Raw genomic sequence first — 26890 nt, 5'->3', positions numbered from 1 at the left:
TGTATCTTATATGAATTCCGAACAGCGCGTTACAAGCGCTAATTATCGGAAGTTGCCAACAATTCGATCGCACCCTGTTTAATTTTGCGAGCGAATTGTTGGTAAAAGTACCTCTAGGAGTTGGTCTGCAACGTGTTTCCAGGTAAACCCAGGGGGAACGCATCTTATTGAACACTGTTCATCGGTGGTGAGTATATTTTAAGATAAATTCACCATTGTTAGAAGCTATAGACACACTTTGTAATGACTTTTAAGAGAAAAGAGGAACTGATTAATGATGATTTTTACTTGCTGCCATTTTTGAGACAATAAAAAGCTTACAACCACTGTTTGAAAGTTGTATAATAGTTAGTAATGAGTTGTTTACAAGAATTTAGTTAACTGAAAAAGCGAGAATTTTAGTCAAATAGTCATCATCCCACCCGGCTCGAAGTCGCTGATTTTTGGCTCCAGTTTTTGAAGTTTTTTCTTGATTCAAAAAATTGAGGGAGATGTGTCTAAGAATGGCAAAATTTGGCGGAGCATTGTCTTTTCTGATCCGACATCTTCACGAAAACCTACATCTAATACCCAATGCAAAGAATTTTTGACCCCCCAATGACTGCGGACGGATTCACCAAATTTTTGAGCATTGTTTGGTAAACTACTAATGTAATAGCGAGTTTCAATGGTTGTTTTTTCCTTCACTATTCGCACGGATTCTATCATCCCTATACTCTGAAGATTCTTCCATTTATTCTCGGGGCAAACTAACTCTTTTATATTACTTAACATTAAGTGATGTCGGATTTCTAAGCGACCATGATTACTCTCTTTCTTGGTCGAATAAGCTGTATGTGTAAAGCCATAATATTTGTTTCTCATTGCTTGTTTAAACAACTCTTCTACTCTTGCATACAGAGATGGCTGGTTATTTTTTAACGTGATCACGTAGTCTCCTCCCTGTTCGACAATTGACTTCACAATTGACCTCTGACAGCCCATCGCATCAATCGTGACAATGCTTTCGTTCAATTCTAACACTTTTAGTAAAGCCGGAATTGTTGTGATTTAAGTGGATTTTTTATCGACTTTAACTTGTCCTAAAACTAATCTTTGACTGGTGGCCCAAGCACTGACCATATGAATCGCTTTTTTGGCTCCTCCCCGATCGTAATAATGGCGAAGACTTTTCCCATCAATTGCGATTATCTCTCCTGGATTAAAGCAACTAATAGATTGAATCCAATTCAAAAAACATTTCTGAAATTGCTCCGGTTTGAGACGAGAAAATACTCGCGCAATTGTGTCATGTGATAGTATGCCATTCGGTAATTCTAAAATCTTCTTTAACCATTCGTATTTAGAGCGGCCGTAACTCTCGATATCCACCCATGTGTCAGCACCACAAATCACGGCACAAATTGAGATAGTAATAATATCAATTAATTGATGGCGTTTCGTCCGCTCAACCCTCGGATCTTCTCAGTCGGCAAAATGGTCGGCAATGGTGATTTTAGGCTTGAGTTTCATAAAAAATAACTCTGCTTAAATGTTTTGTAGGCACTCAATAATTATTCTCCAATATACCATATTATACTAATCTAAATTTTAGATGCGTTCGCCCTGCCTTGAGGAATCAAATCAAGGACGCAGTTTTGCTCAGATCAAAGCTAACCCCAACCAGATTACTGTCAAGACGCAATTGTCGGAATCTCAGGCAGTGATCCGAATTCAGGATAATGGGATTGGCATTACGGATGCGGTGAAGCCAAAAATCTTTGAGCATCTGTTTACCACCAAAGGTGTGGGGCAAGGAACAGGCCTAGGATTGGCGATCGCCCGTCAAATCGTAGTCCAGAAACACTCTGGAACTCTAGAAGTCAACTCAACTTTAGGTCAAGGTACAGAATTTGTGATTTCAATTCCGGTGAAGGATCTCGCTGTAAAAGACATTCAGGCCACGATCTGCGTTGACGCAGCATAACAAATCGTTGCAGCCGCAGCAGAAACATGATTAATCGCCTCTTCAAACCCTCCAAACTATTGATATAGTAGTAAGCTGTTTAAAAAACGATCAACCATGACAGCCACAAATCTCGTCAATAAATTTGAGTACAAACCCCTATACAAACCCAATCAGTTAATTTGCGGCACGGGGCAAACAGCCATTGTCAGCGGCTGGACAGTAAAAAGTGCGATAGGCAAAAAATTACAACCCAACGAATTTGCTGTCATCGGACAACTGTACTCTCCTACTCGCGGTATAAATTTCTTAATTAGAAACTTGCTGTGCAATCCCCACGTCCGCTTTTTAGTAATTCTCAACGCTACCAAAGAAGACCGGAATTCCGGTGCAGCAGCGTGCTTGCTCGACTTTTTTCGCAACGGCTTTGAAGCAGGCAAAAGCGATACTGGTAGAGATTGCTGGCTAATTAAATCTTCAATATTTGGCTACATTGATATTGAAATAGCAGCAGAAGCCTTAGAACTATTGCGTCATTCCATCGAATGGAAAGAAGCTACAAACATAGCAGAAACAGTGACTATTGTCAAGTCTTTTGCCCAAAAAGAATCTGTTGAACCTTGGGGAGAAACCGTAACTTTTCCGTTAGTCGAAATCGTCCCGACTGTACTCCCCGGCCAGAAATACGGACACAGAATTGAAGGCAAAACTATTGCCGAAACTTGGGTAAAAATCATCCACCGAATTAAGACCACCGGCACCTTACGGCCGACTGGTTACGACGGACAGTGGCAAGAATTAATCGACTTAATGGCAGTGATTACAGATGAACCTGCGGAGTTCTATTTTCCCGAACCGAATTACTTACCAATAGACCGTGATTTCCTCGAACAGTACAAACCGCAAATGCTGGAAGATGCCCCCTATAACGAAGGCATTAAATATACCTACGCACAGCGGATGAGGTCGTGGTTTGGACGAGATCAAATTGAAGAAGTGATTGCCAAACTAATTAAGGAAATTGACGCGGCAAGTGCTGTAATTAGTTTGTGGGATGCTGGGGGAAATATCAACAGAAGACCTGACGGTTCCTCCGACCACCAACACAGCGGCAGTCCTTGTTTAAATCACATTTGGGTGCGAGTTGTAGACGGTGAAATATCGCTAACTGCAACTCTCCGCAGTAACGATATGTTTGCAGCTTGGCCGGCAAATGCAATGGGTTTGCGGGCTTTGCAGCAGCATATTCGCGATGAAATTGCGAGGAGTTCCGATTATAATCTGACGATGGGCCCGTTGGTAACGCTGAGTCAATCGGCTCACTTGTATGACGATACCTTTGAAAATGCCGATCGACTAATTCAAACCCAATATGCTAAAATCTGCCAAGATCGAGACTTTTTCGATGCAGCGGGCAATTTTTTAGTTGAAGTAGCCGACAATCAAATCGTTGTCACGCAAACCACTCCGGGCAGCGGCGAAGTTGTCACCTGTTATTCTGGAAAAAACCCTCTCAAGTTAGTGCGAGAAATTTGTGCGGCTTCCCCGGCCATCCAAGCCGAGCATATTGGTTATTTGGGAATAGAATTACAAAAGGCGGCCGAGTGTCTGAAAACCAGCAACCAATACATTCAGGATAGAAGATGAATTTAGAAGAAGAAAGACCGACTTGGGACGAATACTTCTTAATGTTAGCAAAATTGGCCGCTACTCGATCGACTTGTCTGGCTTTTCCTGTAGGCGCGGTGATAACTAAAAACAGGCAAGTTTTAGCAACGGGTTACAACGGTTCGCCGTCAGGTTCGGCACACTGTACTACTCAAGGCTTCTGCTATCCTGGTTTGAGTAGTTGCGACGCCAGCAAAACTTTGCCATCAAGGGCGGTTCACGCGGAAGCAAATGCGATCGCCAAAGCTGCTAAACACGGTATATCTACTGCTGGGGCTAGTATTTACGTCACTTTAGAACCCTGCATCTATTGTTTGAAATTAGTCATTGCCGCTGGAATTAGAGAGGTGTTTTACGAAACGACTTTTAACAGTGGAGAAAAAGCTGCTTTGAGAGATACTTTTATCAGTGAAGGTATTGTTGAGTTAAAACAAATTCAGCTATCTGAAGATACAGCAAAAAAGGCTGCTTTGTTTTTATTGCATCCTACATCTCTGTCCAAAAAATTAGTATAGGAGCAATCCTCCCCGTGGTTGTGGCAGCCACAGGAAATAACTGTGCTGTGTTCCTATAAATGATATTTATTGGCTGGCAATTTGTAGGGATACGGCACTGCCGTATCATCAATCACGCGTGATACAAATGATATTTATTTTACGCTTTGTAAAGACACAGCACTGGCGTGTCCTTACAAAAAATAGAGATGGCAATTAACTAACCAAAAAACGGTCTTCAGTTGACAGTTGACAGTTGACAGTTGACAGTTGACAGTTGACCGCAAGATAGCGACCTCTACCTGGAAGGAAGAGGATTGGATTCATTCAGTTGACAGTTGACAGTTGACAGATGAGTGCGACCTCTACCTAGAAGGAAGAGGATTGGAGTAATGAATAGTTTTCTTTTAATTTCTCGCCTTTAAGGGAGAGGCTTTAAACCAATTCTTTCTGGTAATGAATAGTCTTCTTTTAATTTCTCCCGCTTATGGGAGAGGCTTTAAACCAATTTTTTTGGTAAGAATTGTGAATGCCCTGTAGTTCAATCAATCAATCAAACTCATTCACCGCTTGCAAATAGTCGATCGCGGCATCTATCCTCGAAGAATACCTAAAAGCAAACTGATCAAACCAATATCCCTCATCGGAATTCTTATCCAACTTTTTCAGCCAAACCTGAGCTTGCCTAACTTTCTGTCTGTGCGTTTGTACCTCCAACTGCGGCCCCGCGACTTTTTCGGCTGGCTGCGGTTCCTGTAAAGCCACTTCCTGAGCTTTATTTTGTGCTTCGTACTCAGCCTTAAGCGGTTCCTGTAAAGCCACTTCCTGAGCTTTATTTTGTGCTTCGTACTCAGCCTTAATTTGAGCTAAATCCTTGTCCAAAGGACTGGCAGACAAATTTATATCTGATGTTTTAAATGTTGGATTTGACGGCGTTTGTGCTTGCACCGACGCCTGACTTTTCAACTCAGCATTTTTTTGAGATGCTTGATACTCTGCCTTAAGTTCACCTAACAGGCGATCGATCGATTCCATAACTTAAACCCCCTAAAAAATCCTGCTGGGCTAACAGGCCCCCATATAATCACGGAAACTTCGCCCGCCTCCTCAATCAGTTATTGCATTCAGCAATACCTCTGTCAGAGTCATTCCTTCAATATCATCCATCGTGACAGTATCAACGATATCGAATTTAGCCCCGGCGCTTTGCAGTTCGTCATCCAATATTTTGAGAAACTTAGTAGCTTCCGGCGCATTCCCTACTTGAATGAAAGAAATCGCCAACTCTTCATCTCGATCGAGCTTCCGAGAAGCCTCTATAATCGTTTTCATCACTTCTTTGCGATCGTCCGGTTCCCCATCCGTCACCACTAATATTGTTTCCCCATTTTGCTTGGTCTTACCGGATGCTTTGCGCTGAAAATAACTGTTCAGAGCGTCTTCTAGAACAGCCGCTAAATTCGTAGTCCCGGAAGGTTCGTTTTCTTGGAATATTTGCACGACTTTAGCGGCTGTTACGTTGTCATAGCGCTTGAAGCGACCGGAAAACACATAAGCTGTTATGCCATCAGGATCAAGTTCTTCGCATTTATTCGCCAGCGCGATCGTCGATTCTTGCATGAGCGCCCACCGACTTTTACCGCCCATCTGGTCTTTTGTGTACATACTGCCGCTTTTGTCAATTATGATGGTATAATCGCGATTCTGAAGCATAAGATTTTTCCTGTTAATTAAGTTTTTCCCAAAAAGATCAAAACCAGCGAGCAGAAGCTGTTGAGCTTTAGTTGCTCGCTGCGTTTTTTTAGTTAATTTGCGATCGCAAATACCGGAATTTAAGCTGCAACTAAAGCATCTTTAAGTGGCTTCCAGCTAAAAGCTCGATCGCCCCCCATCTCCACTGCTATTTTAACTCGCGGTTCTAACGTCGGCAAAACAGTCAAATACTCAATCTCCTGACTCGACAAAATCTGCCCTTCAATAATCCACAGCACCAGTCCTTTTGATGCGGGTGGCAAATTGTCTAATTGAGTTTTCAACATCGGCGGCACGTAGTACGTATAACCCACAGCCCCTTCGTTACCAGTAGTTTTCTTGCCCAAATGCGGCGGTCGTACCCCGTGAACCCCCGTTAAATACATCGCCAAATCGCCCAAACCCCGTGCCGTAATTGTATATGCACCGTAGCCTGCAGCCCTCAGCCGCCGCAGGTAGCGCCCCTCAAATCCTCCCTCTAAAGGAACATACAGGGCAAGCGACCCCGACTTTTCCAAATCCCGAATCATATCCGAACCCGTCGTAATTAGTCCCATAAATTTGTGTTGCGTGCTGCGTTAAGTTTGGTCGATCGCTGCTTGCGAGCTGGAAATATTATAAATCCTAAAGTTGAGGCGAAAAATTCTCATCGCGGCCTTGACAAACGACAAACACTTCATGTACTATTTTGAATTGTCGCCGTACAAGGATACTGAGTAGCTTGCCGCTCAAGTCCTGGCGCAAAAAAGCAAGACCGAGACAAGACTCGGAGATCGATCGGGTAAAAATCCGCGAATCTCAACCCTTGCAAGACTTCCACAAGCTCGCTCCCAAATTTAAAACTCAAATTTTAAACACCGAGGAAAGCTGTTGGTTGATAACAGTTAATTGCAGGAACACTGAAATAAATGTTTCTGCACAAGAGCAAGCGGATTGACGTAAACTTCGCAATCCGAAACCTCTTGCGTAAATAAAAGGAAAAAAATCCGTGTCTGTAGGCATTCTTGGCACTAAACTAGGCATGACTCAAGTGTTTGACGCCGAAGGGAGAGCAATCCCCGTCACCGTCATACAAGCAGGGCCTTGTACAGTAACTCAAATCAAAACAAAACAAACTGACGGCTACGGCGCCGTTCAACTTGGATACAACGAAGTAAAACCAAAGGCTCTCAACAAGCCAGAACTAGGACACCTTGCCAAGTCGGGGGCGAATCCACTGCGCCACTTGCAGGAATACCGCTTGGAAGACACCAGTTCATTTGAATTAGGTCAACAACTAAAAGCAGATACTTTTACACCGGGACAAATAGTAGATGTCATCGGTACAAGCATCGGTAAAGGTTTTGCAGGTTTTCAAAAGCGCCACAACTTTAAACGAGGCCCGATGTCTCACGGTTCCAAGAACCACCGCGAGCCTGGATCGATCGGGCCTGGAACTACTCCCGGTCGCGTTTATCCCGGTAAAAAAATGGCGGGACGTATGGGCAACGTTCAAGTCACCGTCCGCAAACTAACAATTGTCCGGGTGGATACAGAGCAAAATTTGCTGCTAATTAAGGGAGCAGTTCCCGGCAAAGCTGGCGCCTTAGTCAATGTTGTGCCTGAGAAAAAAGTAGGACGTTAGTCAGTAGTCAGTAGTCAGTAGTCAGCAGTCAGTAGATAGTGGTTGGCCGTTAGTAGCAAGCAATAACTAAGAACTAAAAGCTGAAAACTAAGAGCTGAAAACTAAGACCTGAGAACAGACAACAGACGACAGACAACAGACAACAGACAACTAACAACAGACAACTAACAACAGACAAAGGACAAAAGATATGGTTAACTGTGTAGTGCGAAATTGGCAAGGCGAAGAAGTTGGGGAAACAACTTTAGAACTGCGCGTAGCCAAAGAAGAAAATGCGTCTCACATCGTTCACAGAGCATTGACGCGACAACTGAATAACGCCCGTCAAGGAAATGCTTGCACCAAAACTCGATCGGAAGTCAGAGGCGGTGGCCGCAAACCCTGGCGTCAAAAAGGCACTGGCCGAGCCAGAGCAGGTTCGATTCGTTCTCCGCTGTGGCGGGGCGGCGGTGTCATCTTCGGGCCAAAACCGAGAGACTTTGAAGTCAAAATGAACAAAAAGGAACGCCGTCTCGCTTTGCGGACAGCATTCCAAAGTCGCACCGAAGACATCATTGTGGTTGAAGAATTTGCAGAGCAATTTCCGAGACCGAAAAGCAAAGAATTGCTGAGTGCGATCGCCCGCTGGGGCATCGAACCCGATACAAAAGTTCTGTTAATCTTGCCAGAACCGCAACCAAACGTCTACTTATCAGGACGCAACATCGAATTAGTAAACGTCATCTTGGCAACTTCCCTGAATGTTTACGACGTTCTGGCGGCTGACAAAATTATCGTCACATCTACAGCCATAGCTAAAATTCAGGAGATTTACGGTGAGTAAAATCGACCCCCGCGACTACGCAGATTTGATCCAGCGTCCGATTCTCACCGAGAAAGCTACCCGAATGATGGAATTAAATCAATTCACATTCGACGTAGCCCCCAAAGCGACCAAGCCTCAAATCAAAGCTGCAATCGAAGAACTCTTTAAGGTTAAAGTCACCGCAGTTAACACCCAAAACCCGCCGCGCAAAAAGCGTCGAGTTGGTAAATTCGTCGGTTTTAAACCTTGTTACAAGCGAGCAACCGTTACTCTCCTAGACGGAGACTCCATCCGCAAACTCCTATTCCCAGAAGTTTAGCCAATCTTGGATTTTAGATTTTAGATTTTAGATTTTAGATTCCGGTTAGCTGGTGTAAATTCCCAATCCAGGAAACTGCCAACTTAACTGATAATCCCAAATCTAAAATCCAAAACTGCAAAGTCCAAAATCCCCAGTCTAAAATCTAAAATCTAAAAGCGATTATGGGCATCCGTTCTTACCGACCTTATACCTCCAGCACCCGGGAACAGACCGTCTCGGACTTTGCTGAAATTACCAGATCAGAACCAGAAAAGTCTCTAACCAGCAACAAGCACACCAAACAAGGCCGTAACAACCGAGGCGTCATTACCTGTCGCCACCGGGGAGGCGGTCACAAACGGCTTTATAGAGACATCGACTTCCGCCGCGACAAACATAGCATTCCCGCTACCGTCAAGGCGATCGAATATGACCCCAATCGCAACGCCCGCATCGCCCTCCTGTTCTACAAAGACGGCGAAAAACGGTACATCCTGCACCCGCTAAACTTAAACGTCGGTACAGTAATTGTCTCAGGCCCCGACGCGCCGATCGAAATCGGCAACGCCCTGCCCCTGAAGAACATTCCCCTCGGTACCAGCATCCACAACGTCGAGCTAGTACCCGGAAAAGGCGGACAAATCGTTCGCTCCGCAGGCTCCAGCGCTCAGCTAATGGCAAAAGAAGGTAGCTACGTTACCCTCAAACTGCCATCCGGCGAACAGCGCAAAGTCCGCGCCGACTGCTATGCCACTATCGGTCAAGTCGGCAACACAGACGCCAGAAACATCAGCCTCGGCAAAGCAGGTCGCACCCGCTGGAAAGGTCGCAGACCCACCGTTCGCGGTAGTGTCATGAACCCGGTAGACCACCCGCACGGCGGTGGCGAAGGCAGAGCGCCCATCGGGCGTCCGGGGCCTATGACTCCTTGGGGCAAACCAGCATTGGGTGCAAAAACTCGACGCAAAAACAAGCGCAGCGACTCTTTAATCGTCCGGCGCCGCCGCAAATCTTCCAAACGTGGCAAGGGCGGTAGACAAAGTTAAGGAAGAAGGAAGAAGGAAGAAGGAAGAAGGAAGAAGGAAGAAAGAAGAACCAAAAAAGTTTTCCGCACTCTTGTATTCCTTCGATTTTCTTCCCAATTCAATTCCAACTACTAATTACTAATTACCAAAACCATGTCTCGATCGCTTAAAAAAGGCCCCTTTGTCGCAGATCATCTGATGACAAAAATCGAAAAACTCAACGCCGCCGGCCAAAAACAAGTAATTAAAACTTGGTCGCGATCTTCCACAATCCTGCCCCAAATGGTAGGTCACACGATCGCCGTTCACAACGGCAGACAGCACGTACCAGTCTACCTCACCGACCAAATGGTAGGTCACAAACTCGGAGAATTTTCCCCCACTCGCACCTTTAGAGGTCACGCGAAAAGTGGTGATAAAAAGGCAAAAAGATAGCCGAATTAGGTGACGGGTAATAGGTAATCGGACAAACTTTTTCCCAATTACCAATTACCTTTTTCCCAATTACCAATTACCAATTACCCAAATCGAAATGGTTATAGATACCACATCCGAAATTAAGGCGATCGCCCGTTACATCCGGACATCCCCCTTCAAAGTGCGCCGAGTCCTCGACCAAATTCGCGGCAAAAGCTACCAAGAAGCGCTGATTTTACTCGAATTCATGCCCTACCGCGCCTGCGAACCAATTGTCAAAGTTTTGCGATCGGCAGTAGCCAACGCCGAACACAACGCAGGATTGGATAAATCCAAGCTAGTAGTGTCTCAAGCTTACGCAGACCAAGGCCCAGTCCTCAAACGCTTTAGACCCCGCGCTCAAGGTCGCGCCTACCAAATCCGCAAGCCAACTTGCCACATTACGGTAATAGTTGCTCCGATCGCAGAAGACTAAACCAGGGAAAACGTAATAGGTAATAAACAGCTTAAAGTAGAAAAAATAGGTAATCACCAATTACTTTTCTTCAAGGCGCGGAAATCACGGAGTGGCAGACAGTTGTTTTTTACTTCTTCCTTCTTCCTTCTTCCTTCTTCCTTCTTCCTTCCCTGTTACCAATTACCAATTACCAATTAACTCATCAACTATTATGGGCCAAAAAATACATCCAATTGGTTTTCGCCTCGGCATTACCCAAGAGCACCGCTCTCGCTGGTTTGCTGATCCCAAAAACTATCCAGAACTCTTGCAAGAAGACTATAAAATTCGCAAATACGTTCGTAAAACCCTCAGCAATGCAGGCATTTCCTCGGTCAGAATTGAACGGAAAGCCGATCAAATCGACCTAGAAGTGTTCACAGCCAGACCAGGCGTTGTCGTAGGCCGCGGCGGAGCAGGCATCGAAACCTTGCGCGTCGGTTTGCAGCAGCAACTCGGTAGCAACCGCCAAATCCGCATCAACGTAGTCGAAGTCCAGCGAGTAGATGCCGATGCCACACTGATCGCGGAATACATCGCTCAGCAACTAGAACGGCGCGTATCCTTCCGCCGAGTAGTCCGCCAAGCAATCACCCGCGCCCAAAAAGTCGGCATCCAAGGCATCAAAATTCAAGTCAGCGGACGCCTCAACGGTGCAGAAATTGCCCGTACCGAATGGACACGGGAAGGAAGAGTCCCCTTGCACACGCTGCGGGCAGACATCGACTACTCCTACTGCACTGCTCAAACCATCTACGGTATTCTGGGCATTAAAGTTTGGGTTTTCAAAGGCGAAATCATTCCCGGACAGGAACAAGAGGCTGCACCAAATGCAGCAGTGCCCCGCACCAAACAAAAGCGCCGCCGCCAGAACTTTGAAGATCGATCGAACGAAGGCTAGCTAATTGTTAACTGTTAGTTGTCACTTGTTAAGTGTGAGTTGTTCCAAACCAATTAGCAATTAGCAATCACCAATTACCAATTACCAATTACTAATTACCCAACTCCCTTTCGCCATGTTAAGCCCTAAAAGAACGAAATTCCGCAAACAACAACGCGGGCGAATGAGCGGTATTGCCACCCGCGGCAATACAGTTAGCTTTGGCGACTTCGCGCTCCAAGCCATCGAACCAGCCTGGATCACCTCCCGCCAAATAGAAGCCGGACGGCGCGCCATGACCCGCTATATCCGCCGGGGCGGCAAAATCTGGATTCGCATTTTTCCCGACAAACCAGTCACCGAGCGCGCAGCAGAAACCCGGATGGGTTCTGGTAAAGGCTCACCAGAGTTTTGGGTTGCCGTGGTCAAACCGGGCCGGGTAATGTTTGAAATTGGCGGCGTAAGTGAAGAAACTGCCCGCGAAGCCATGCGTTTGGCATCTTTCAAATTACCAATTAAAACCAAGTTCATCACTCGCGAAGAAGGCCAGTCATAGCGAAGAGCGAAGGTAGAATTAGGTCTGTATTAATCAGCATTTTAAACGGCTACAGCAATTTAAAATCTGGCTTTCATAACTTTTCTTTCCTTCGACCTTCAGCCAAGCGAGACAATTCTGTCTTCTGTCATACCGCTCGCTAACGAGAAAGCACACAATTATGTCTTTGACCAAGATTAAAGAAGCTAGAGAATTAAGCGATGCTGCTGTAGCAGAGCAAATTTTAGCCGTCAAGCGCCAACTAATGGAATTGCGGCTCCAGCAAGCTACCGGCCGCATGGAAAAGCCTCACCTGTTCAAGCACGCCAAACACCGGCTAGCTCAATTGATGACAGTTGAACGCGAGCGCCAAATCGTTGCTGAGAAAGAAGCTGCAGAAAAATTAGCCGCATCTAAACAGGTAGCACAGCCTGCTGCAACCGCAGCAGTCAGCCAAGAGTCAGAAGCCGCAGAGCCGACGATCGCACAGTAGCTAAAAAAAGTCAATTGCACAACAAAAATAGGTAGCTATGGCAATTAAAGAACGAGTTGGCGTAGTAGTCAGCGACAAGATGGATAAAACCGTCGTGGTAGCAATCGAAAACCGCTCCTCCCACACCAAATACGGCAAAATCGTAGTCCGCACCAAGCGGTACAAAGCTCACGACGAAGAAAATCAGTGCAAATCGGGCGATCGTGTCCGCATCACTGAAACTCGCCCCTTGAGCAAAACCAAACGCTGGACGGTTGCTGAGATTTTCGGGACAAAAAACGGCTAACAGTTAATTGCGATATCGCGATCGCCCCATCGACAATTAACCATCAACTAGCAGTCAACAGTCAACAGTCAACAGTTAACACTCAACAGTTAACACTCAACAACCACCATGATTCAACCCCAGACATACCTCAATGTCGCCGACAATAGCGGAGCCCGCAAACTGATGTGCATCCGCGTATTGGGAGGCGGCAACCGTCGCTACGGCGGAGTCGGCGATGTCATCATTGCCGTCGTCAAAGACGCCATCCCCAATATGGCCGTCAAAAAATCAGATGTCGTCCGGGCCGTCATTGTCAGAACCCGCAAAGGCCTGCGCCGCGACAGCGGCATGAGCATTCGTTTTGACGATAACGCCGCCGTTATTATCAACGTAGACGGCAACCCCAAAGGCACTCGCGTCTTCGGTCCCGTCGCCCGCGAATTGCGCGACAAAAACTTTACTAAAATCGTTTCCTTAGCCCCGGAGGTACTTTAAAATGTACGGAAAAAAGGGTAAACCAACTAGCGAACCGCAGCGCTACAGAATGCACGTCAAAGCAGGCGACACCGTGCAAATAATTACTGGCAAAGAGAAAGGAAAAGTCGGAGAAATCTTAAAGACATATCCTAAAGTCAGCAAAGTAGTTGTTAAAGGTGTAAACATCAGAACCAAGCACGTCAAGCCCCAGCAAGAGGGAGAGTCCGGGAAAATACTCACGTTTGAGGCTCCAATTCACAGCTCAAATGTCATGCACTATTCCGAAAAAGAAAAAATAGCTAGCCGCGTTTGCTATACATTTAGCGAAGACGGCCGCAAACTCCGACAGCTCAAAAAAACCGGAGAAATCCTCGATAATTAGTCATTGGTCATCACTCATTAGTCATTAACTGACAACTGACCACTGACAACTATCAACTGTCAACTGACAACTGACAAAGAACAATTCCCTGACCAAGCCCAGGGACAGTTAACGAAACACAAAAACTATGCCGGACAAACTCAAGGTTCTTTATCAAGGAAAAATCGTTCCCACACTGATGGATCAGTTTAAATATACTAATATCCATCAGGTTCCCAAACTCGTCAAAGTCACAGTGAACCGCGGTTTGGGAGAAGCATCTCAAAACGCTAAGGCACTGGATTCGTCGATCAACGAAATTGGCCTCATCACCGGGCAAAAACCAGTGGTGACGCGGGCGAAAAAAGCGATCGCAGGCTTCAAAATCCGCAAAGGAGTACCCGTCGGCGTTATGGTGACGCTGCGCGGCGATCGGATGTACGATTTTCTCGATCGGCTGATCAACCTCGCACTCCCCCGAATCCGCGACTTCCGCGGCATCAGCCCCAAAAGCTTCGACGGGCGCGGCAACTACAGCTTGGGTCTGAGAGAACAGCTAATTTTTCCAGAAATAGAATATGACCGCATCGATCAAATTCGAGGCATGGACATTTCAATTATCACCACAGCAAACACCGACGAAGAAGGACGCGCCTTGCTTAAAGAAATGGGAATGCCGTTCCGGGACAACTAAGCACTAGAGTAAGAAGCAAAAGATGGCAGCTAACGATACCATAGCAGATATGTTGACGCGCATTCGCAATTCTTGCATGGCGCGCCACCAAACAACACAAATTCCAGCTACAAAAATGACCCGTAGCATCGCCCAAGTCCTCAAAAGTGAAGGCTTTATCAGCGAATTTGAAGAAGCAGAACCAGAAGGGATTAAGCGACATTTAGTGCTTTCTCTAAAGTACAAAGGTAAAACTCGCAAGCCCATCATCACGGCACTTAAGCGAGTCAGCAAACCAGGACTGCGCGTTTACTCGAACCGTAAAGAATTGCCCAGAGTATTAGGCGGAATTGGCATTGCCATTATTTCCACCTCCAGTGGCATTATGACGGATAGAGAAGCTCGACGCCAAGGTTTGGGTGGTGAAGTGCTTTGTTATGTTTGGTAGTCATTAGTCATTAGTCATTAGTCACTGGTCGTTGGCAAGAGACTCAAAAATCAATAACTAAGGACTAATAACTAAGCACTAATAATCAAGGACTAATAACTAAAAACAAAGGACCAAAAAACTATGTCGCGAATTGGCAAGCGTCCGATTAGCATCCCCACGAAAGTCACCGTCACCCTAGACGGCCAAAAAGTAGCCGTCAAAGGGCCCAAAGGTGAACTTTCCCGAGTGATTCCAGCCGAAATCCTCATGGGACTCGAAGGCGAGACTTTACTCGTCACCCGCCGAGACGAATCTCGCGTCGCCAGACAACTCCACGGCTTGTGCCGCACCCTAGTCGCCAACATGGTCGAAGGTGTATCTCAAGGTTTTCAGCGACGCCTGGAAATTATCGGCACAGGTTATCGGGCACAGGTTCAAGGACGGAACCTGATTTTAAACGTCGGTTACAGCAAGCCCGTTGAAATGCCCCCTCCAGAAGGCATCACAATGGCAGTGGAAGGCAACACCAACGTCATCGTCTCTGGCATTGACAAAGAACTCGTAGGCAACACAGCAGCTCGCATCCGTGCGGTGCGTCCGCCCGAAGTCTACAAGGGAAAAGGCATTCGCTACAGTGGCGAAGTTGTCCGTCGCAAAGCTGGTAAAACAGGCAAAACAGGTAAGAAGTAACAGTCAGTAACCCAGGTCTAAAGACACTGGGCTTGTAGGGGCAATTCCTGCAAGCCATACTGACCAGCCTAAGACTTCCCTTGGTCTACGTTTTTGGAGTCACGACACCGGGAGAATACGTAGCTAGTTCCCTGCTCTGTCATTTGCAACTAAACAGTCTTAAGGTCACTGAGATAGTGTTGCAAGTCTAAAAAGCTCTTAAAACATTGGCGAAGCTAACATCACCCCGCAAGGGAGGCTCCGAGGAGCAAATCCGAAGTGTCATTTCTCTCTCAGGTCTAAAGACTCTGAGTTTCCCATTTACCGAGTATTTATATGAAGCTTACTCGCAAAGAATCAGTTCACCGCAGACACCGCCGCGTGCGGCGCAAGGTGTTCGGCACCGCCGAACGTCCCAGACTAGCGGTATTTCGATCAGACCAGCACATCTACGCCCAAGTAATCGACGACACGACACAGCACACTTTGGCTGCCGCGTCAACCCTCGACCCGGATTTGAAATCCGTTCTCACTTCTGGAAGCAACTGCTCCGCCAGCGTGCAAGTCGGTCAGTTGATTGCCAAACGCTGCTCCAGCGCTGGCATAGCTAAAGTCGTATTCGATCGCGGAGGCAACCTCTATCACGGTCGCGTCAAAGCCCTCGCAGATGCAGCTCGCGAAGCCGGGTTAGACTTTTAGGAAGAAGGAAGAAGGAAGAAGGAAGAAGGAAGAAGGAAGAAAGAAGCAATAAAAATCTTAATTCCTAATCATTAATTCCTCATTTCCGACTACCAGTTACTAATCCTCAATTCCCACAAGACAAAACTATGGCAGAACAAAAAGAACAGCGCAACAAGAAAAAAAGCAGCAGCAACAACAAAGGGCGCGAAAAAGAATCCGAATGGCAAGAACGGGTTGTTCAGATTCGTCGCGTTACCAAAGTAGTTAAAGGCGGTAAAAAACTCAGCTTCCGCGCCATAGTCATTATCGGCAACGAACGCGGTCAAGTTGGAGTGGGAGTCGGCAAAGCTAGCGACGTAATCGGTGCCGTTAAAAAAGGCGTCGCTGACGGCAAAAAGCACCTAATTGAAGTCCCCCTCACCAAATCTAACTCCATCCCTCACCCCATCAACGGTGACGGTGGCGGAGCTAAAGTCATGATGCGGCCGGCCGCTCCGGGAACCGGGGTAATTGCAGGGGGAGCAGTGCGAACTGTTCTCGAACTAGCAGGAGTCCGCAACATCTTAGCCAAACAGCTAGGTTCTGGAAATCCCTTAAACAACGCCCGAGCCGCAGTCAATGCCCTCTCCACCCTCCGCACCTTGTCCGAAGTTGCTCAAGAGCGCGGAATTCCAGTAGAAAATCTCTACGGTTAGGGCACGCGAGAATGGGAAACTGTAAGTTTTGAGTGTTAAGTGCTTGCGGTGAAAATAAAAAAATCCGCAACTTAAAACTCACGCACTCAAAACTACTGCGTACCCGCTCTCTAAATACCAATTACCAATTACCAATTACTAAAACTATGAGATTGCAAGACGCCCGACCCAAAGCAGGCTCCCAAAAGCGCCCCCGACGCTTGGGCAGAGGTATTTCTGCCGGTCAAGGCGCGAGCTCCGGCAAAGGGATGCGCGGTCAAAAAGCTAGAGCCGGTAGCGGCACTAGACCCGGTTTTGAAGGTGGTCAAAATCCTCTCTACCGCCGTCTCCCCAAGTTGAAAAGCTTCCCTCTAGTGAACCGGAAAGAGTACACTACCATTAATGTAAGTAAATTAGCATCGCTGCCAGCAAACACCGAAGTTACTCTCACCTCTTTGATCCAAGCAAAAATTGTCACCACAGACGACGGGCCGCTGAAAATCTTAGGAGATGGTGAACTGAATGTACCTTTGCAAGTGCGCGCCTCGGCTTTTACAGCAGGTGCTCGCGCCAAAATTGAAGCTGCAGGCGGAAGTTGCGAATTAATTGCGTGAAGATTTGAGGTTTGAGAGTTTGTCCAAATCTCAAATCCTCAAGCTTGCTATCAGAAAATGATTTAGTCGAAAATCCCAAATCTAAAATCCAAAATCGTAACTATGGACGTTAGTAGAGAGAAAGCGCCAACTGCACAAGAGACGTTCATGCAGATGGCTCAAGCTGCTGGTTTGCGAGGCCGCATCCTCGTAACCATTGGCTTACTGATTTTAGTACGCCTGGGTGTCCACTTACCAGTCCCCGGCATCGATCGAGTCGCCTTTGCCCAAAACGTCCAAAATAGCCCTTTAATTGGCTTTCTGGATTTGTTCTCAGGAGGCGGCCTGTCAGCTTTGGGGATTTTCGCGCTGGGGATTTTGCCCTACATTAATGCTTCAATTATTGTGCAACTTCTAACTGCGGCTCTGCCAAGTTTAGAAGACTTGCAGAAAAATGAAGGGGAAGCAGGACGGCGCAAGATTTCTCAAATTACTCGCTACGTTTCTTTGGGCTGGGCAATTCTGCAAAGCGTTGGCATTGCGATTTGGGTCAGCCCTTTTGCTCAAGCTCCCTCGCCTTTATTCATAGCACAAACTGCTTTGGCCCTGACGGCCGGGTCGATGTTTGTGATGTGGATATCGGAAGTGGTGACGGAGCGAGGTATCGGCAACGGAGCGTCGCTGCTGATCTTTATCAACATTGTGTCGGTTTTGCCGCGCTCTTTGGGACAAACTTTTGAATTGGCTCAAAGTGGCGATACGCAAGTTGTCGGCCGCGTAATCGTTCTGCTGCTGGTCTTTTTGGTGACGATTGTCGGGATTGTTTTTGTTCAGGAAGGTACTCGTCGCATTCCGATTATTTCGGCCCGCCGCCAAGTCGGAAAAAAGGTTTATCGGGAGAGTCGCAGCTATCTGCCCCTGCGCTTGAATCAAGGCGGAGTGATGCCGATTATTTTTGCATCTTCGGTGTTGATTGTGCCTTCTTTCCTCGCTCAGTCTCTGAATAACCCATTTTTGGTTCAAGTTGCTAATGTTTTGAGGCCGGACGGGCCTGCGCCTTGGGCTTACGCGCTGTTTTATCTGACTTTGATTCTGTTCTTCAGCTATTTCTACGCTTCGTTGATTGTCAACCCTGTAGATATGTCTCAGAACTTGAAGAAGATGGGCGCTAGTATTCCTGGCATTCGTCCGGGTCAGAAAACCAGCGATTATGTGGAGAAGGTTTTGAACCGTTTGACTTTCTTGGGCGCGATATTTCTCGGTCTGGTGGCTATTGTACCAACGGCTGTAGAAAGTGCGATCGGCGTGCAAACTTTTAGAGGTTTTGGTGCAACTTCCCTGCTAATTCTAGTGGGCGTCGCGATCGAAACTGCTAAGCAAGTTCAAACTTACGTCATCTCCCAACGATATGAAGGAATGGTGAAGTAATCGCAATGCAACTGATTTTTATGGGGCCTCCAGGGGCTGGTAAGGGAACTCAGGCTCAGATATTAGCCGCTCTCTGGAAAATACCGCACATTTCTACGGGTGACATCCTGCGCGCCTGCGTGGTGGCGAAAACAGCCTTGGGCCTACAGGCGAAAGCCTACATGGATGCTGGTGAGTTGGTTCCCGACCAGTTATTGATGGATATCGTACAAGAACGCATGAATGAACCAGATGCTAATGCAGGCTGGATTCTCGACGGCTTTCCCCGCACTGTGACACAGGCAATGTTTTTTGACAGACTAATCTGTGATGTTGGTACTGGGGGAAGTACGTCTGGTAAGGATTGCGCTCTGAGAGCTGTCAATTTGGACGTACCTGACAATGTTTTGGTGGCTCGCCTGCTGTCGCGGGGCCGCCAGGATGACAATGAGGAAACTATCCGCCGCCGATTGCAAGTTTATCGCGAGCAAACTGAACCTTTGATAGAGTTTTACAGAAACCGCGAACAGTTAGTTGCGGTTGATGGCGATCGCGACATGGCATTAGTCACCGCAGAACTGCAACAATCTCTCTCGAACGACTCTTGAACCCTCTCAATACAGCTTGTTACTCACAAGCTTTTGCTAAGATATGTTAACTAGGAGCTTTTTGTGCTATCAGGTTTTGTGAGGGTTGCTAGAGACAGGATTGAACTCGATACTAATTGTCACAACTTTACTCAAGTAAAGCTAAAACAAGCGGTTGGTTGAGTATTAAAGTCGATCGAGTCGCCCGAATTCTTGCCCCCGTTCCCGTTTGACTCCTACCAGTAAATAGGTTTTGATGCCAACGCCGGGACACTCCTAGTTAATCAAATGTAGAGTTGAGGTAAATACCAAATTGTCTAAGCAAGATTTAATTGAAATGGAAGGGACAGTGACGGAATCCCTGCCCAATGCGATGTTTCGCGTTGACCTAGATAATGGGTTTAACGTTCTGGCTCACATTTCCGGCAAGATCCGCCGCAACTACATCAAAATTCTGCCTGGCGATCGCGTCAAAGTTGAATTGACTCCCTACGACTTGACCAAAGGCAGGATTACTTATCGCCTTCGGAAAAAATAGGCTTAGATAAAACTTTCTAAAAACTAATTCTAAGTTTAATTAGAGAGAATTTGGTAAAAAGCGTCAAATTTATGCTATAATGCTACGTTTGTAGTGTTGCCGAGAAGGGCGTCAACAACCCACCGGTGTACCGGGTTAAGTCATTGTTACACCGTAAAAGTATCGCTCGCCAACACTCTGGCGCAGGCGAACTTTACCCAGCAATGGGAGTGGGTGCAAGCGGGCTCCTTCATGAAACAACCCGCACTTTATACAATTTAATCGAGGAGAGGCCTACACCTTGCCCAGCCTCTCCTCCCACCGCTCTACGGGCAGTCCCAGCGTGCCTGCTCTCCGGTAGAGCGGGGTTCTCCAGGCAGGAAGAAAGATGAAAGTTCGAGCATCTGTCAAAAAAATTTGTGAGAAATGTCGCGTCATCCGCCGTCGCGGTCGAGTGATGGTGATATGCACTAACCCGAAACACAAACAGCGCCAAGGTTAGAAAAAAAGAAGATTGGGCACTGCACGCAGGTGCATCCTAATTGAACATTGTAGCCAAACAGGAAAACTAGGGAGACAAAAAGTGTGGCACGGATTGCCGGGGTAGACCTTCCACGCGATAAGCGCGTCGAAATAGGTCTGACATACATTTACGGAATAGGCTTGTCGCGGGCCCAAAAAATTATCGCTGCAACAGGCGTCAATCCTGACACTCGCGTCAAGGATTTAACAGAGGCCGACGTGACAACTCTGCGGGCTCATGTAGAAACCACATACCAAATCGAAGGAGACCTCCGGCGCTGGGAGTCAATGAACATCAAGCGCCTGATGGACATCGGAACTTATCGCGGTCGGCGTCACCGTTTGGGTCTGCCGGTGCGGGGGCAGCGAACCCGTACCAACGCCAGAACCCGTCGTGGCGTCCGCCGAACAGTTGCGGGCAAGAAAAAGGCACCTTCCAAGAAGTAACATCTTTTTGGGAAAAATACGCTGGGGGCTGCTGGCTCCTAGCGCTTCGGGACATTAGTTGAGAGAAACGTTAAAGAGACTAATATGGCGCGACAACAAACAGGCAAGAAATCTGGTGCAAAAAAGCAGAAACGGAATGTACCCAATGGGGTAGGCTACATCCAGTCTACCTTTAACAACACGATTGTAACTATTACCGACCTCAACGGCGAAGTAATATCCTGGGCATCGGCAGGTTCCAGCGGTTTTAAAGGAGCTAAGAAGGGAACTCCCTTTGCAGCTCAAACAGCAGCAGAAAGTGCTGCCCGCAGAGCCAACGACCAAGGAATGCGCCAAATAGAAGTAATGGTGAGCGGGCCTGGAGCAGGTAGAGAAACTGCAATCCGGGCGCTGCAAGGGGCGGGACTGGAAATCACCCTGATTAGAGATGTTACCCCAATTCCTCACAACGGCTGTCGCCCTCCCAAGCGGCGTAGAGTCTAAAACGATTTGAGATTTTAGATTTTAGATTTTGGATAATGGCTAACTGCTTAAAGTGAAAAAATAATGCTTCTAACTGTTGCCCCGTCCATCCAAAATCCGAAATCCGTTCAGGGGTATGCTCTGCAATCTAAAATCCAAAATCAAAAATCCAAAGTGGAAAAGGGAGGTCACTCTGTGGCGCAGTTTCAAATTGAATGTATAGAGTCTAACACTGACAAAGACCGCAGTCAGTACGGAAAGTTTGTCCTGGAACCGCTCGATCGCGGTCAGGGAACAACTGTTGGGAATGCGCTGAGGCGAGTTCTGCTGTCAAACTTGGAAGGAACTGCAGTAACTTCAGTCCGAATCGCGGGCGTCAATCACGAGTTTGCCACGATCGAAGGGGTACGTGAGGATGTTCTAGAAATTCTCCTGAACATGAAAGAGGTCGTCCTCAAAACTCATTCTCAGCAGCCGCAAATCGGTAGGTTGCGGATTGAGGGGCCTGTGACGGTTACAGCCGATCGATTCGATTTGCCCTCTGAGGTGGAATTGATCGATAAATCGCAGTATATTGCGACTCTCTCTCCGGGTTCAGTTCTGGAAATGGAATTCAGAATTGAAAAAGGCATCGGATACCGAGCAGTAGACCGCAGTCGGGATGATGGATCGGCTTTGGATTTTCTCCAAATTGACGCCATCTTTATGCCGATTCGCAGAGTCAACTACAGCGTTGAAGATGCTCGGGTAGGCGGTACGGTCGAAAAAGACCGGCTGATTATGGAAATCTGGACTGATGGCAGCGTGACTCCTCAAGAAGCTTTGAGTCAATCTGCCCACATCCTGGTAGATTTATTTGCACCTCTCAAAGACATCACCCAAGATTCTCTCAAACCAGAGTATCCCGGTGAGGCAGATCCTACTAGCCAAATTCCGATCGAAGAGTTGCAGTTGTCCGTCCGGGCTTACAACTGTCTCAAGCGGGCTCAGATCAACTCAGTCGCAGACTTATTGGATTATACCCAAGAAGACTTGCTCGAGATCAAGAACTTCGGGCAGAAGTCTGCCGAAGAAGTGATTGAAGCTTTACAAAAACGCTTGGGCATTACCTTGCCACAGGAAAAATCAGCTAAAAGTTAATCAACGGGTAACGGGTAAAAAAGTTCTGAATTTTAAGTATGTGAGTTTTTAAGTTAAAGAAATCACCGCTCAAAACTCGCGGACTATCCCGGCACCCAATTACCAATTACCAATTACCAACTGCTATGCGTCACCGCTGTCGCGTTCCCCAACTCAGCAAACCGGCTGACCAGCGCCGCGCCCTACTGCGCTCGCTGACCACCGAATTAATCCGCTACGGTAAAATCACTACCACTCTAGCCCGCGCCAAAGCGCTGCGCTCAGAGGCGGACAGGATGATTACCCTGGCCAAAGATGGCTCCTTGTCCGCTCGCCGACAAGCTATGGGCTATATCTACGACAAGCAGTTAGTACACGCCTTGTTTGAGGCGGCACAAGAACGTTACGGCTCGCGCAACGGGGGGTACACCCGTGTAGTGCGAACTGTCCCCCGTCAAGGAGACAATTCCGAAATGGCGATCGTTGAACTGGTTTAATGAAATTTTGGGTTGGAGATTTTTGATTTATGACTGACAATCCAAAATCCCCAATCGAAGATGCCCGATCGATACAGCGCGTTGCTTTAGTGATCCAATACATCGGCACTAACTTTCACGGCTGGCAGCGACAGCCGAACCAGCGTACAGTACAAGAAGAAATTGAAACAGCAATATCGACTGTCCTGCAACGTCCGGTAACGCTGCACGCTGCCGGGAGAACTGACGCAGGAGTTCACGCCGCTGCTCAAGTAGCCCATTTTGACGCCTGCGGCCCAATTCCGGCTCACCGCTGGGCAAGCGTTCTCAACTCTCGACTGGCAAAAGATATTTTAATTCGAGCTTCGGCAAAGGTGGAACCTACCTGGCACGCTCGGTTCTCAGCCAGTTGGCGGCGCTATCGCTACACCCTTTATACAGACCCGATTCCTAATTTGTTTGTGCGTCCTTATGCTTGGCACTGCTACCACGCGCCTGTGGACGAATCTTTGATTCAGGCAGCTTTGACACCGCTAATCGGGCGGCATCACTTGGCGGCTTTTCACCGCGCGGGGTCTGCCCGCCCCCATTCTTGGGTGGACGTACAAGCAGCAGAGTGTCATCGTTCTGGGCCTCTGATCTATATCGAGGTTCAAGCGAGCGGGTTTCTGTACGGGATGATGCGGCTGCTGGTGGGGTTGCTGGTGCAGGTGGGTCGCGGGGAAAGGGCGATCGACAATTTCACAGATATCTGGGTCAACGAACGCCGAGAAATGGTAAAATATGCCGCTCCCGCTCAAGGTTTGTGCCTGCTGCGGGTTGGCTATTCAGAATTTCCCTTTCCCCCAGACGTCTGGTACGACACTCAGCCAAAATTAGTCATTAGTCATTAGTCATTAGTCATTAGTCATTAGGTAAATACTAATAAAAAACTAAGGACAATTAACAATTAAAAACTGACAAGTGACAACTGACAACTAACAACAGTTAACAGTTAATAGACAACTAACAACAAACAATGAACAAAACTTACGTCCCTACTCAAGACTCCCTAGAGCACAAGTGGTACGTGGTCGATGCCGCCGACCAGCGGCTGGGCCGTCTGGCAACTGAAGTTGCCATGTACCTCCGGGGGAAACACAAACCGACTTACACTCCTTCTATGGATACCGGCGACTTCGTAATAGTCATCAATGCTGACAAAATCGCTGTTACTGGCAAAAAACGCACCCAGAAAATCTACCGCCGCCATTCTGGAAGACCGGGCGGCATGAAAACAGAAACTTTTGCCAAATTGCAAGCACGTTTGCCCGAAAGAATTGTCGAAGAAGCTATACGGGGAATGCTGCCTCACACTTCTCTGGGCAGACAACTGTTTACTAAACTGAAGGTGTACGCTGGCCCCAACCACCCGCACCAAGCTCAAAAACCAGAAGAATTAATTGTTCACACGATTCCGGGAGGAAATGAGTAATGCAAGCAACAGATACATCGGGTCGCGCTGTGTACTGGGGTACCGGCCGCCGCAAGCGTTCAGTAGCGCGGGTACGCTTGGTTCCCGGCACTGGCATACTGACTGTCAATGGTAAAGAGGGGGATTTGTACCTGCAATTCAACCCTACTTATTTGGCTCTCGCTAAGGCCCCTCTGGAAACTTTGGGTCTGGAAAATGAGTACGACATTTTGGTAAAAGTCGAAGGCGGTGGCTTGACAGGTCAGGCTGACTCGATTCGCTTGGGTGTCGCTAGAGCACTTTGTCAATTAGACCCGGATAACCGCAAGCCTCTGAAGACTGAGGGCTATTTGACTCGCGACCCGCGGGCAAAAGAACGCAAAAAGTACGGTTTGCGGAAAGCTCGGAAGGCTCCTCAATACTCGAAGCGGTAATCGAGCAAAGAAGGAAGAAGGAAGAAGGAAGTTCGGCAACGAGCAATGTACGGGATGTAACGGATGTAAGTCCGTCGGAAGAAGGAAGAAGGAAGAAGGAAGAAGGAAGAAGGAAAAGGCAAGAATCATTCAGATTTTATCTGCCTTTTTTTCAAGTTTATTTCCGATTCCTGATTCCCGGTTCCAACAGGTCTAAGACAAAATTGGTGCTGTTGTTGGTGGTGTACAAGTCCTGCGACAGCTAAAATGGTTGTAAAGTCAAAAATTAGAGAGTAAAAAAAATGGCGAAAGATGGCATTCACCCTGAGTGGTATCCCGAATCTCAGGTTTTTTGCAACGGGGAACACGTGATGACGGTTGGTTCGACTAGACCAAAGCTTCAAGTTGATGTTTGGTCGGGGAATCATCCTTTTTATACTGGCACTCAGAAGATTATTGATACTGAAGGTCGTGTGGAACGCTTTATGCGGAAATATGGCATGACGGAGGTAGAAATGCCGAAGGCAGATGCTTCGTCTGGGCCGCTGAAAATGGAAGACCCGAAAGCAGATGCTGCTAAGGCTGCTGCTAAAGCCAAAAAGAAGAAGTAGCCGGATTGTCATTTGTCCGCAGTTTGTTGAAAGTAGTTCTTTCTACTGGCAACTTACGGCCCTCGGATTTTAGATTTTAGATTGAAGACTTGCTATGCAGGCAGTTTAGTTCGATCAAGATTCTATCCCAACTGTTCTTCAAATCTAAAATCTAAAATCTAAAATCTAAAATCTAAAATCGATTGATAAAGGACAACTGACAATGGCTGAATCTTATTTGCTGGATAAATTGAAGTCGGTAGAGCAAACTTTTAATGAGTTGACTCGCCGCATGGCTGACCCGGATGTCGCTAGGGACAATCAAGAGTTTCAACGGGTGGCAAAAGCTCGATCGTCCTTGGAGGAAGTGGTCGATACTTTTGCTCTGTGGAAAACGACTCAGGAAGATTTGGTGGGCGCGCGACAGGTGCTCAAGGAAGCTGCGGGCGATCACGAAATGCAGCTTATGGCTGGGCTGGAAGTTGAGGAACTTGAGTCGAAGCTGGAGAATTTGGAAAGTCGTTTGAAGGTGTTGCTGCTTCCCCGCGATCCGAACGATGACAAGAATATTATGCTGGAAATTCGCGCGGGTACTGGCGGAGATGAGGCTAGTATTTGGGCGGGAGATTTGCTGCGGCTGTATTCGCGCTACGCTCAAACTGAAGGCTGGCAGGTCAAGTTGGTGAGCGAGTCACTGGCGGACATGGGTGGTTTTAAAGAGGTGATTCTGGAAATCACGGGCGATAGCGTTTATAGCAAGCTGAAGTTTGAGGCTGGGGTGCACCGGGTGCAGCGGGTGCCGATGACTGAGGCTAGCGGCCGGATTCATACTTCGACGGCGACGGTGGCGGTGATGCCGGAAGTTGATGATGTGGAGATTCACATCGATCCGAAGGATATTCAGATGAGTACGGCTAGATCGGGCGGTGCTGGTGGCCAAAACGTGAACAAGGTGGAAACTGCTGCGGATTTGTTTCACAAGCCGACGGGAATTCGGATTTTCTGTACTGAGGAGCGCAGTCAGTTGCAGAATAAGGAGCGGGCGATGCAGATTTTGCGCGCGAAGCTCTATGACATTAAGTTGCGGGAGCAGCAGGATGAGGTGAAGGAGCGGCGTTTGGGGCAGGTTGGTACTGGTTCGCGATCGGAAAAAATTCGCACGTACAACTATAAGGATAATCGGGCTACCGACCACCGTTTGGGGGAGAATTTTTCGCTCAATAGTGTTTTGGAAGGGGATATTGAGGAGATTATTCAGACTTGCATTTCTCAGGATCAGCAGGATCGTTTGGCTGAGTTGGCGGCTTCTACTAATTGATGGAGCGATGGAAGGCACATCTTGGGGTGTGCCTTTGTTCTGTGATGGCTCGGCGGATGTGGTGGAGTAGGGTGTCCAAAATTTGGTTGGCGATGCCTACGGCTGGCTATGACTACGCGATCGGATAGTTGAAATGCTCGAGGTCGTATTGTACAACTTCTTCTAGTGGTTGTAAGGTTTGCTGGTTTCGGCGGGTTTTTATGGCTGCGATCGCCTCTTGTTGCCAACGGGTAAATAATCTGGTAGTGCCCTGAAGGAAAGGATCAAGATGATCAAACAAAACCGTATTCAAAAAAAAGTAGGCATCTAAAGTTGTAA

Annotated in this window: 38 protein-coding genes and 1 pseudogene; 34 read left to right on the top strand and 5 right to left on the bottom strand. The window is 47.4% G+C overall.

All coding sequences use genetic code 11. The features are described 5' to 3' along the window. Positions 1-373: 373 nt before the first annotated feature. Positions 374-1512 (bottom strand): annotated as a pseudogene (locus tag QUA44_RS13100) (ISAs1 family transposase). Between the two features lie 82 nt (positions 1513-1594). Between QUA44_RS13100 and QUA44_RS13095 the strand changes: the two are divergent. The 3 genes from QUA44_RS13095 to QUA44_RS13085 all read left to right on the top strand — a co-directional run bounded on the left by QUA44_RS13095 (position 1595) and on the right by QUA44_RS13085 (position 4128). After that, positions 1595-1966, top strand: a complete 372-nt coding sequence (locus QUA44_RS13095) for a HAMP domain-containing sensor histidine kinase (RefSeq protein ID WP_333251698.1) — start codon at positions 1595-1597, stop codon at positions 1964-1966. A gap of 96 nt (positions 1967-2062) precedes the next feature. Beyond that, positions 2063-3592 carry a thymidylate synthase gene (locus tag QUA44_RS13090; RefSeq protein WP_333251697.1) on the top strand — a complete coding sequence of 510 codons (1530 nt, stop codon included), beginning with the start codon at positions 2063-2065 and terminating at the stop codon, positions 3590-3592. After that, positions 3589-4128 carry a dCMP deaminase family protein gene (locus QUA44_RS13085; protein WP_333251696.1) on the top strand — a complete coding sequence of 180 codons (540 nt, stop codon included), beginning with the start codon at positions 3589-3591 and terminating at the stop codon, positions 4126-4128. The genes QUA44_RS13090 and QUA44_RS13085 overlap by 4 nt, the downstream gene beginning before the upstream one ends. 528 nt (positions 4129-4656) lie before the next feature. Here the strand turns inward: QUA44_RS13085 and QUA44_RS13080 are convergent. The 3 genes from QUA44_RS13080 to QUA44_RS13070 all read right to left on the bottom strand — a co-directional run bounded on the left by QUA44_RS13080 (position 4657) and on the right by QUA44_RS13070 (position 6416). Beyond that, positions 4657-5142 (bottom strand): salt stress protein, Slr1339 family, encoded by a 486-nt coding sequence (locus QUA44_RS13080; RefSeq protein ID WP_333251695.1) that lies wholly within the window; start codon positions 5140-5142, stop codon positions 4657-4659. A gap of 72 nt (positions 5143-5214) precedes the next feature. Further along, positions 5215-5820: a VWA domain-containing protein gene (locus QUA44_RS13075; RefSeq protein WP_333251694.1), complete on the bottom strand. Its 606-nt coding sequence runs from the start codon at positions 5818-5820 to the stop codon at positions 5215-5217. Positions 5821-5939: 119 nt separating this feature from the next. Continuing rightward, positions 5940-6416 (bottom strand): NAD(P)H-quinone oxidoreductase subunit N, encoded by a 477-nt coding sequence (locus QUA44_RS13070; RefSeq protein WP_333251693.1) that lies wholly within the window; start codon positions 6414-6416, stop codon positions 5940-5942. A gap of 431 nt (positions 6417-6847) precedes the next feature. Here QUA44_RS13070 and rplC point away from each other — a divergent pair, with 431 nt between their 5' ends. From rplC to prfA, 31 genes are all read left to right on the top strand, one after another. Continuing rightward, positions 6848-7483 carry a 50S ribosomal protein L3 gene (rplC, locus tag QUA44_RS13065; RefSeq protein ID WP_333251692.1) on the top strand — a complete coding sequence of 212 codons (636 nt, stop codon included), beginning with the start codon at positions 6848-6850 and terminating at the stop codon, positions 7481-7483. Between the two features lie 190 nt (positions 7484-7673). Next, complete coding sequence (rplD, locus tag QUA44_RS13060) at positions 7674-8306, top strand: 50S ribosomal protein L4 (protein WP_190657994.1); 633 nt, start codon at positions 7674-7676, stop codon at positions 8304-8306. Further along, complete coding sequence (locus QUA44_RS13055) at positions 8299-8607, top strand: 50S ribosomal protein L23 (RefSeq protein ID WP_265233172.1); 309 nt, start codon at positions 8299-8301, stop codon at positions 8605-8607. The genes rplD and QUA44_RS13055 overlap by 8 nt, the downstream gene beginning before the upstream one ends. A 164-nt stretch (positions 8608-8771) precedes the next feature. Then, positions 8772-9635: a 50S ribosomal protein L2 gene (gene rplB, locus QUA44_RS13050; protein WP_333251691.1), complete on the top strand. Its 864-nt coding sequence runs from the start codon at positions 8772-8774 to the stop codon at positions 9633-9635. A gap of 132 nt (positions 9636-9767) precedes the next feature. Beyond that, the gene (gene rpsS / locus QUA44_RS13045) at positions 9768-10049 is read left to right on the top strand and encodes a 30S ribosomal protein S19 (protein WP_041623488.1); all 282 of its coding nucleotides are present in this window, start codon (positions 9768-9770) and stop codon (positions 10047-10049) included. A gap of 97 nt (positions 10050-10146) precedes the next feature. Then, a complete protein-coding gene (gene rplV / locus QUA44_RS13040; protein ID WP_333251690.1) occupies positions 10147-10506 on the top strand; it encodes a 50S ribosomal protein L22 in 360 nt (119 codons plus the stop codon). Positions 10507-10699: 193 nt separating this feature from the next. Next, positions 10700-11428 carry a 30S ribosomal protein S3 gene (gene rpsC / locus QUA44_RS13035; protein ID WP_242719701.1) on the top strand — a complete coding sequence of 243 codons (729 nt, stop codon included), beginning with the start codon at positions 10700-10702 and terminating at the stop codon, positions 11426-11428. 115 nt (positions 11429-11543) lie between these two features. Next, positions 11544-11963 carry a 50S ribosomal protein L16 gene (rplP, locus tag QUA44_RS13030; RefSeq protein WP_333226594.1) on the top strand — a complete coding sequence of 140 codons (420 nt, stop codon included), beginning with the start codon at positions 11544-11546 and terminating at the stop codon, positions 11961-11963. Between the two features lie 160 nt (positions 11964-12123). After that, positions 12124-12435 carry a 50S ribosomal protein L29 gene (gene rpmC, locus QUA44_RS13025; protein WP_333251689.1) on the top strand — a complete coding sequence of 104 codons (312 nt, stop codon included), beginning with the start codon at positions 12124-12126 and terminating at the stop codon, positions 12433-12435. A 37-nt stretch (positions 12436-12472) separates the two neighbouring features. Further along, on the top strand, positions 12473-12721 hold the full coding sequence (gene rpsQ / locus QUA44_RS13020; RefSeq protein ID WP_006634992.1) for a 30S ribosomal protein S17: 249 nt from the start codon (positions 12473-12475) through the stop codon (positions 12719-12721). A gap of 108 nt (positions 12722-12829) precedes the next feature. Next, entirely contained in the window at positions 12830-13198 is a 369-nt protein-coding gene (gene rplN, locus QUA44_RS13015; RefSeq protein ID WP_006634991.1) for a 50S ribosomal protein L14, read from the top strand. Position 13199: 1 nt separating this feature from the next. After that, positions 13200-13562, top strand: coding sequence for a 50S ribosomal protein L24 (gene rplX / locus QUA44_RS13010; protein ID WP_333045759.1), 363 nt, complete (start codon positions 13200-13202; stop codon positions 13560-13562). A 127-nt stretch (positions 13563-13689) separates the two neighbouring features. Then, positions 13690-14235 (top strand): 50S ribosomal protein L5, encoded by a 546-nt coding sequence (gene rplE, locus QUA44_RS13005; RefSeq protein ID WP_333251688.1) that lies wholly within the window; start codon positions 13690-13692, stop codon positions 14233-14235. Between the two features lie 22 nt (positions 14236-14257). Next, entirely contained in the window at positions 14258-14662 is a 405-nt protein-coding gene (gene rpsH / locus QUA44_RS13000; protein WP_332978141.1) for a 30S ribosomal protein S8, read from the top strand. Between the two features lie 123 nt (positions 14663-14785). Next, positions 14786-15334: a 50S ribosomal protein L6 gene (gene rplF / locus QUA44_RS12995; protein WP_333251687.1), complete on the top strand. Its 549-nt coding sequence runs from the start codon at positions 14786-14788 to the stop codon at positions 15332-15334. A gap of 315 nt (positions 15335-15649) precedes the next feature. Then, complete coding sequence (rplR, locus tag QUA44_RS12990) at positions 15650-16012, top strand: 50S ribosomal protein L18 (RefSeq protein ID WP_333251686.1); 363 nt, start codon at positions 15650-15652, stop codon at positions 16010-16012. A 128-nt stretch (positions 16013-16140) separates the two neighbouring features. Then, positions 16141-16689, top strand: a complete 549-nt coding sequence (gene rpsE, locus QUA44_RS12985; RefSeq protein WP_190745441.1) for a 30S ribosomal protein S5 — start codon at positions 16141-16143, stop codon at positions 16687-16689. Between the two features lie 146 nt (positions 16690-16835). Further along, the gene (gene rplO / locus QUA44_RS12980) at positions 16836-17282 is read left to right on the top strand and encodes a 50S ribosomal protein L15 (RefSeq protein WP_333251685.1); all 447 of its coding nucleotides are present in this window, start codon (positions 16836-16838) and stop codon (positions 17280-17282) included. A gap of 102 nt (positions 17283-17384) precedes the next feature. Continuing rightward, positions 17385-18689, top strand: coding sequence for a preprotein translocase subunit SecY (gene secY / locus QUA44_RS12975; RefSeq protein ID WP_333251684.1), 1305 nt, complete (start codon positions 17385-17387; stop codon positions 18687-18689). Between the two features lie 5 nt (positions 18690-18694). Further along, complete coding sequence (locus QUA44_RS12970; protein ID WP_333251683.1) at positions 18695-19276, top strand: adenylate kinase; 582 nt, start codon at positions 18695-18697, stop codon at positions 19274-19276. Between the two features lie 292 nt (positions 19277-19568). Then, positions 19569-19793 carry a translation initiation factor IF-1 gene (gene infA, locus QUA44_RS12965; RefSeq protein WP_006276978.1) on the top strand — a complete coding sequence of 75 codons (225 nt, stop codon included), beginning with the start codon at positions 19569-19571 and terminating at the stop codon, positions 19791-19793. A 367-nt stretch (positions 19794-20160) separates the two neighbouring features. Continuing rightward, on the top strand, positions 20161-20274 hold the full coding sequence (gene rpmJ, locus QUA44_RS12960) for a 50S ribosomal protein L36 (protein ID WP_015178722.1): 114 nt from the start codon (positions 20161-20163) through the stop codon (positions 20272-20274). 83 nt (positions 20275-20357) lie between these two features. Continuing rightward, on the top strand, positions 20358-20741 hold the full coding sequence (gene rpsM, locus QUA44_RS12955) for a 30S ribosomal protein S13 (RefSeq protein WP_333251682.1): 384 nt from the start codon (positions 20358-20360) through the stop codon (positions 20739-20741). Positions 20742-20825: 84 nt separating this feature from the next. Next, complete coding sequence (rpsK, locus tag QUA44_RS12950) at positions 20826-21224, top strand: 30S ribosomal protein S11 (RefSeq protein ID WP_006634980.1); 399 nt, start codon at positions 20826-20828, stop codon at positions 21222-21224. 174 nt (positions 21225-21398) lie between these two features. Next, a complete protein-coding gene (locus tag QUA44_RS12945) occupies positions 21399-22343 on the top strand; it encodes a DNA-directed RNA polymerase subunit alpha (RefSeq protein WP_332978179.1) in 945 nt (314 codons plus the stop codon). A 125-nt stretch (positions 22344-22468) separates the two neighbouring features. Further along, positions 22469-22819 carry a 50S ribosomal protein L17 gene (gene rplQ, locus QUA44_RS12940; protein WP_333251681.1) on the top strand — a complete coding sequence of 117 codons (351 nt, stop codon included), beginning with the start codon at positions 22469-22471 and terminating at the stop codon, positions 22817-22819. A gap of 29 nt (positions 22820-22848) precedes the next feature. After that, on the top strand, positions 22849-23691 hold the full coding sequence (gene truA / locus QUA44_RS12935) for a tRNA pseudouridine(38-40) synthase TruA (RefSeq protein ID WP_333251680.1): 843 nt from the start codon (positions 22849-22851) through the stop codon (positions 23689-23691). Between the two features lie 125 nt (positions 23692-23816). Continuing rightward, positions 23817-24272 (top strand): 50S ribosomal protein L13, encoded by a 456-nt coding sequence (gene rplM / locus QUA44_RS12930; protein ID WP_015178725.1) that lies wholly within the window; start codon positions 23817-23819, stop codon positions 24270-24272. Further along, a complete protein-coding gene (rpsI, locus tag QUA44_RS12925; protein ID WP_006634975.1) occupies positions 24272-24685 on the top strand; it encodes a 30S ribosomal protein S9 in 414 nt (137 codons plus the stop codon). Before rplM ends, rpsI begins: the two co-directional genes overlap by 1 nt. 281 nt (positions 24686-24966) lie before the next feature. Next, the gene (rpmE, locus tag QUA44_RS12920) at positions 24967-25275 is read left to right on the top strand and encodes a 50S ribosomal protein L31 (protein WP_333251679.1); all 309 of its coding nucleotides are present in this window, start codon (positions 24967-24969) and stop codon (positions 25273-25275) included. A gap of 202 nt (positions 25276-25477) precedes the next feature. Further along, entirely contained in the window at positions 25478-26572 is a 1095-nt protein-coding gene (gene prfA / locus QUA44_RS12915) for a peptide chain release factor 1 (protein WP_333251678.1), read from the top strand. A gap of 112 nt (positions 26573-26684) precedes the next feature. On the opposite strand, the gene QUA44_RS12910 is transcribed toward prfA, so the two are convergent. Beyond that, positions 26685-26890 (bottom strand): hypothetical protein (locus tag QUA44_RS12910; protein WP_333251677.1); only part of this gene is annotated, 206 nt, incomplete at its 5' end.

Origin of the sequence: Microcoleus sp. N9_A2, from assembly GCF_036701775.1 — a bacterium.
Lineage (GTDB): Bacteria > Cyanobacteriota > Cyanobacteriia > Cyanobacteriales > Microcoleaceae > Microcoleus.
The sequence above is the reverse complement of the archived record's forward strand: the minus strand, read 5'-3'. Positions and strand labels throughout refer to the sequence as shown.

Coding starts and splice junctions, on each gene's coding strand:
- QUA44_RS13095 (WP_333251698.1), top strand. CDS start 1,595: ATGCGTTCGCCCTGCCTTGAGGAATCAAATCAAGGACGCAGTTTTGCT.
- QUA44_RS13090 (WP_333251697.1), top strand. CDS start 2,063: ATGACAGCCACAAATCTCGTCAATAAATTTGAGTACAAACCCCTATAC.
- QUA44_RS13085 (WP_333251696.1), top strand. CDS start 3,589: ATGAATTTAGAAGAAGAAAGACCGACTTGGGACGAATACTTCTTAATG.
- QUA44_RS13080 (WP_333251695.1), bottom strand. CDS start 5,142: ATGGAATCGATCGATCGCCTGTTAGGTGAACTTAAGGCAGAGTATCAA.
- QUA44_RS13075 (WP_333251694.1), bottom strand. CDS start 5,820: ATGCTTCAGAATCGCGATTATACCATCATAATTGACAAAAGCGGCAGT.
- QUA44_RS13070 (WP_333251693.1), bottom strand. CDS start 6,416: ATGGGACTAATTACGACGGGTTCGGATATGATTCGGGATTTGGAAAAG.
- rplD (WP_190657994.1), top strand. CDS start 7,674: ATGGTTAACTGTGTAGTGCGAAATTGGCAAGGCGAAGAAGTTGGGGAA.
- rplB (WP_333251691.1), top strand. CDS start 8,772: ATGGGCATCCGTTCTTACCGACCTTATACCTCCAGCACCCGGGAACAG.
- rpsS (WP_041623488.1), top strand. CDS start 9,768: ATGTCTCGATCGCTTAAAAAAGGCCCCTTTGTCGCAGATCATCTGATG.
- rplV (WP_333251690.1), top strand. CDS start 10,147: ATGGTTATAGATACCACATCCGAAATTAAGGCGATCGCCCGTTACATC.
- rpsC (WP_242719701.1), top strand. CDS start 10,700: ATGGGCCAAAAAATACATCCAATTGGTTTTCGCCTCGGCATTACCCAA.
- rplP (WP_333226594.1), top strand. CDS start 11,544: ATGTTAAGCCCTAAAAGAACGAAATTCCGCAAACAACAACGCGGGCGA.
- rpmC (WP_333251689.1), top strand. CDS start 12,124: ATGTCTTTGACCAAGATTAAAGAAGCTAGAGAATTAAGCGATGCTGCT.
- rpsQ (WP_006634992.1), top strand. CDS start 12,473: ATGGCAATTAAAGAACGAGTTGGCGTAGTAGTCAGCGACAAGATGGAT.
- rplN (WP_006634991.1), top strand. CDS start 12,830: ATGATTCAACCCCAGACATACCTCAATGTCGCCGACAATAGCGGAGCC.
- rplX (WP_333045759.1), top strand. CDS start 13,200: ATGTACGGAAAAAAGGGTAAACCAACTAGCGAACCGCAGCGCTACAGA.
- rplE (WP_333251688.1), top strand. CDS start 13,690: ATGCCGGACAAACTCAAGGTTCTTTATCAAGGAAAAATCGTTCCCACA.
- rpsH (WP_332978141.1), top strand. CDS start 14,258: ATGGCAGCTAACGATACCATAGCAGATATGTTGACGCGCATTCGCAAT.
- rplF (WP_333251687.1), top strand. CDS start 14,786: ATGTCGCGAATTGGCAAGCGTCCGATTAGCATCCCCACGAAAGTCACC.
- rplR (WP_333251686.1), top strand. CDS start 15,650: ATGAAGCTTACTCGCAAAGAATCAGTTCACCGCAGACACCGCCGCGTG.
- rpsE (WP_190745441.1), top strand. CDS start 16,141: ATGGCAGAACAAAAAGAACAGCGCAACAAGAAAAAAAGCAGCAGCAAC.
- rplO (WP_333251685.1), top strand. CDS start 16,836: ATGAGATTGCAAGACGCCCGACCCAAAGCAGGCTCCCAAAAGCGCCCC.
- secY (WP_333251684.1), top strand. CDS start 17,385: ATGGACGTTAGTAGAGAGAAAGCGCCAACTGCACAAGAGACGTTCATG.
- QUA44_RS12970 (WP_333251683.1), top strand. CDS start 18,695: ATGCAACTGATTTTTATGGGGCCTCCAGGGGCTGGTAAGGGAACTCAG.
- rpmJ (WP_015178722.1), top strand. CDS start 20,161: ATGAAAGTTCGAGCATCTGTCAAAAAAATTTGTGAGAAATGTCGCGTC.
- rpsK (WP_006634980.1), top strand. CDS start 20,826: ATGGCGCGACAACAAACAGGCAAGAAATCTGGTGCAAAAAAGCAGAAA.
- rplQ (WP_333251681.1), top strand. CDS start 22,469: ATGCGTCACCGCTGTCGCGTTCCCCAACTCAGCAAACCGGCTGACCAG.
- truA (WP_333251680.1), top strand. CDS start 22,849: ATGACTGACAATCCAAAATCCCCAATCGAAGATGCCCGATCGATACAG.
- rplM (WP_015178725.1), top strand. CDS start 23,817: ATGAACAAAACTTACGTCCCTACTCAAGACTCCCTAGAGCACAAGTGG.
- rpsI (WP_006634975.1), top strand. CDS start 24,272: ATGCAAGCAACAGATACATCGGGTCGCGCTGTGTACTGGGGTACCGGC.
- rpmE (WP_333251679.1), top strand. CDS start 24,967: ATGGCGAAAGATGGCATTCACCCTGAGTGGTATCCCGAATCTCAGGTT.
- prfA (WP_333251678.1), top strand. CDS start 25,478: ATGGCTGAATCTTATTTGCTGGATAAATTGAAGTCGGTAGAGCAAACT.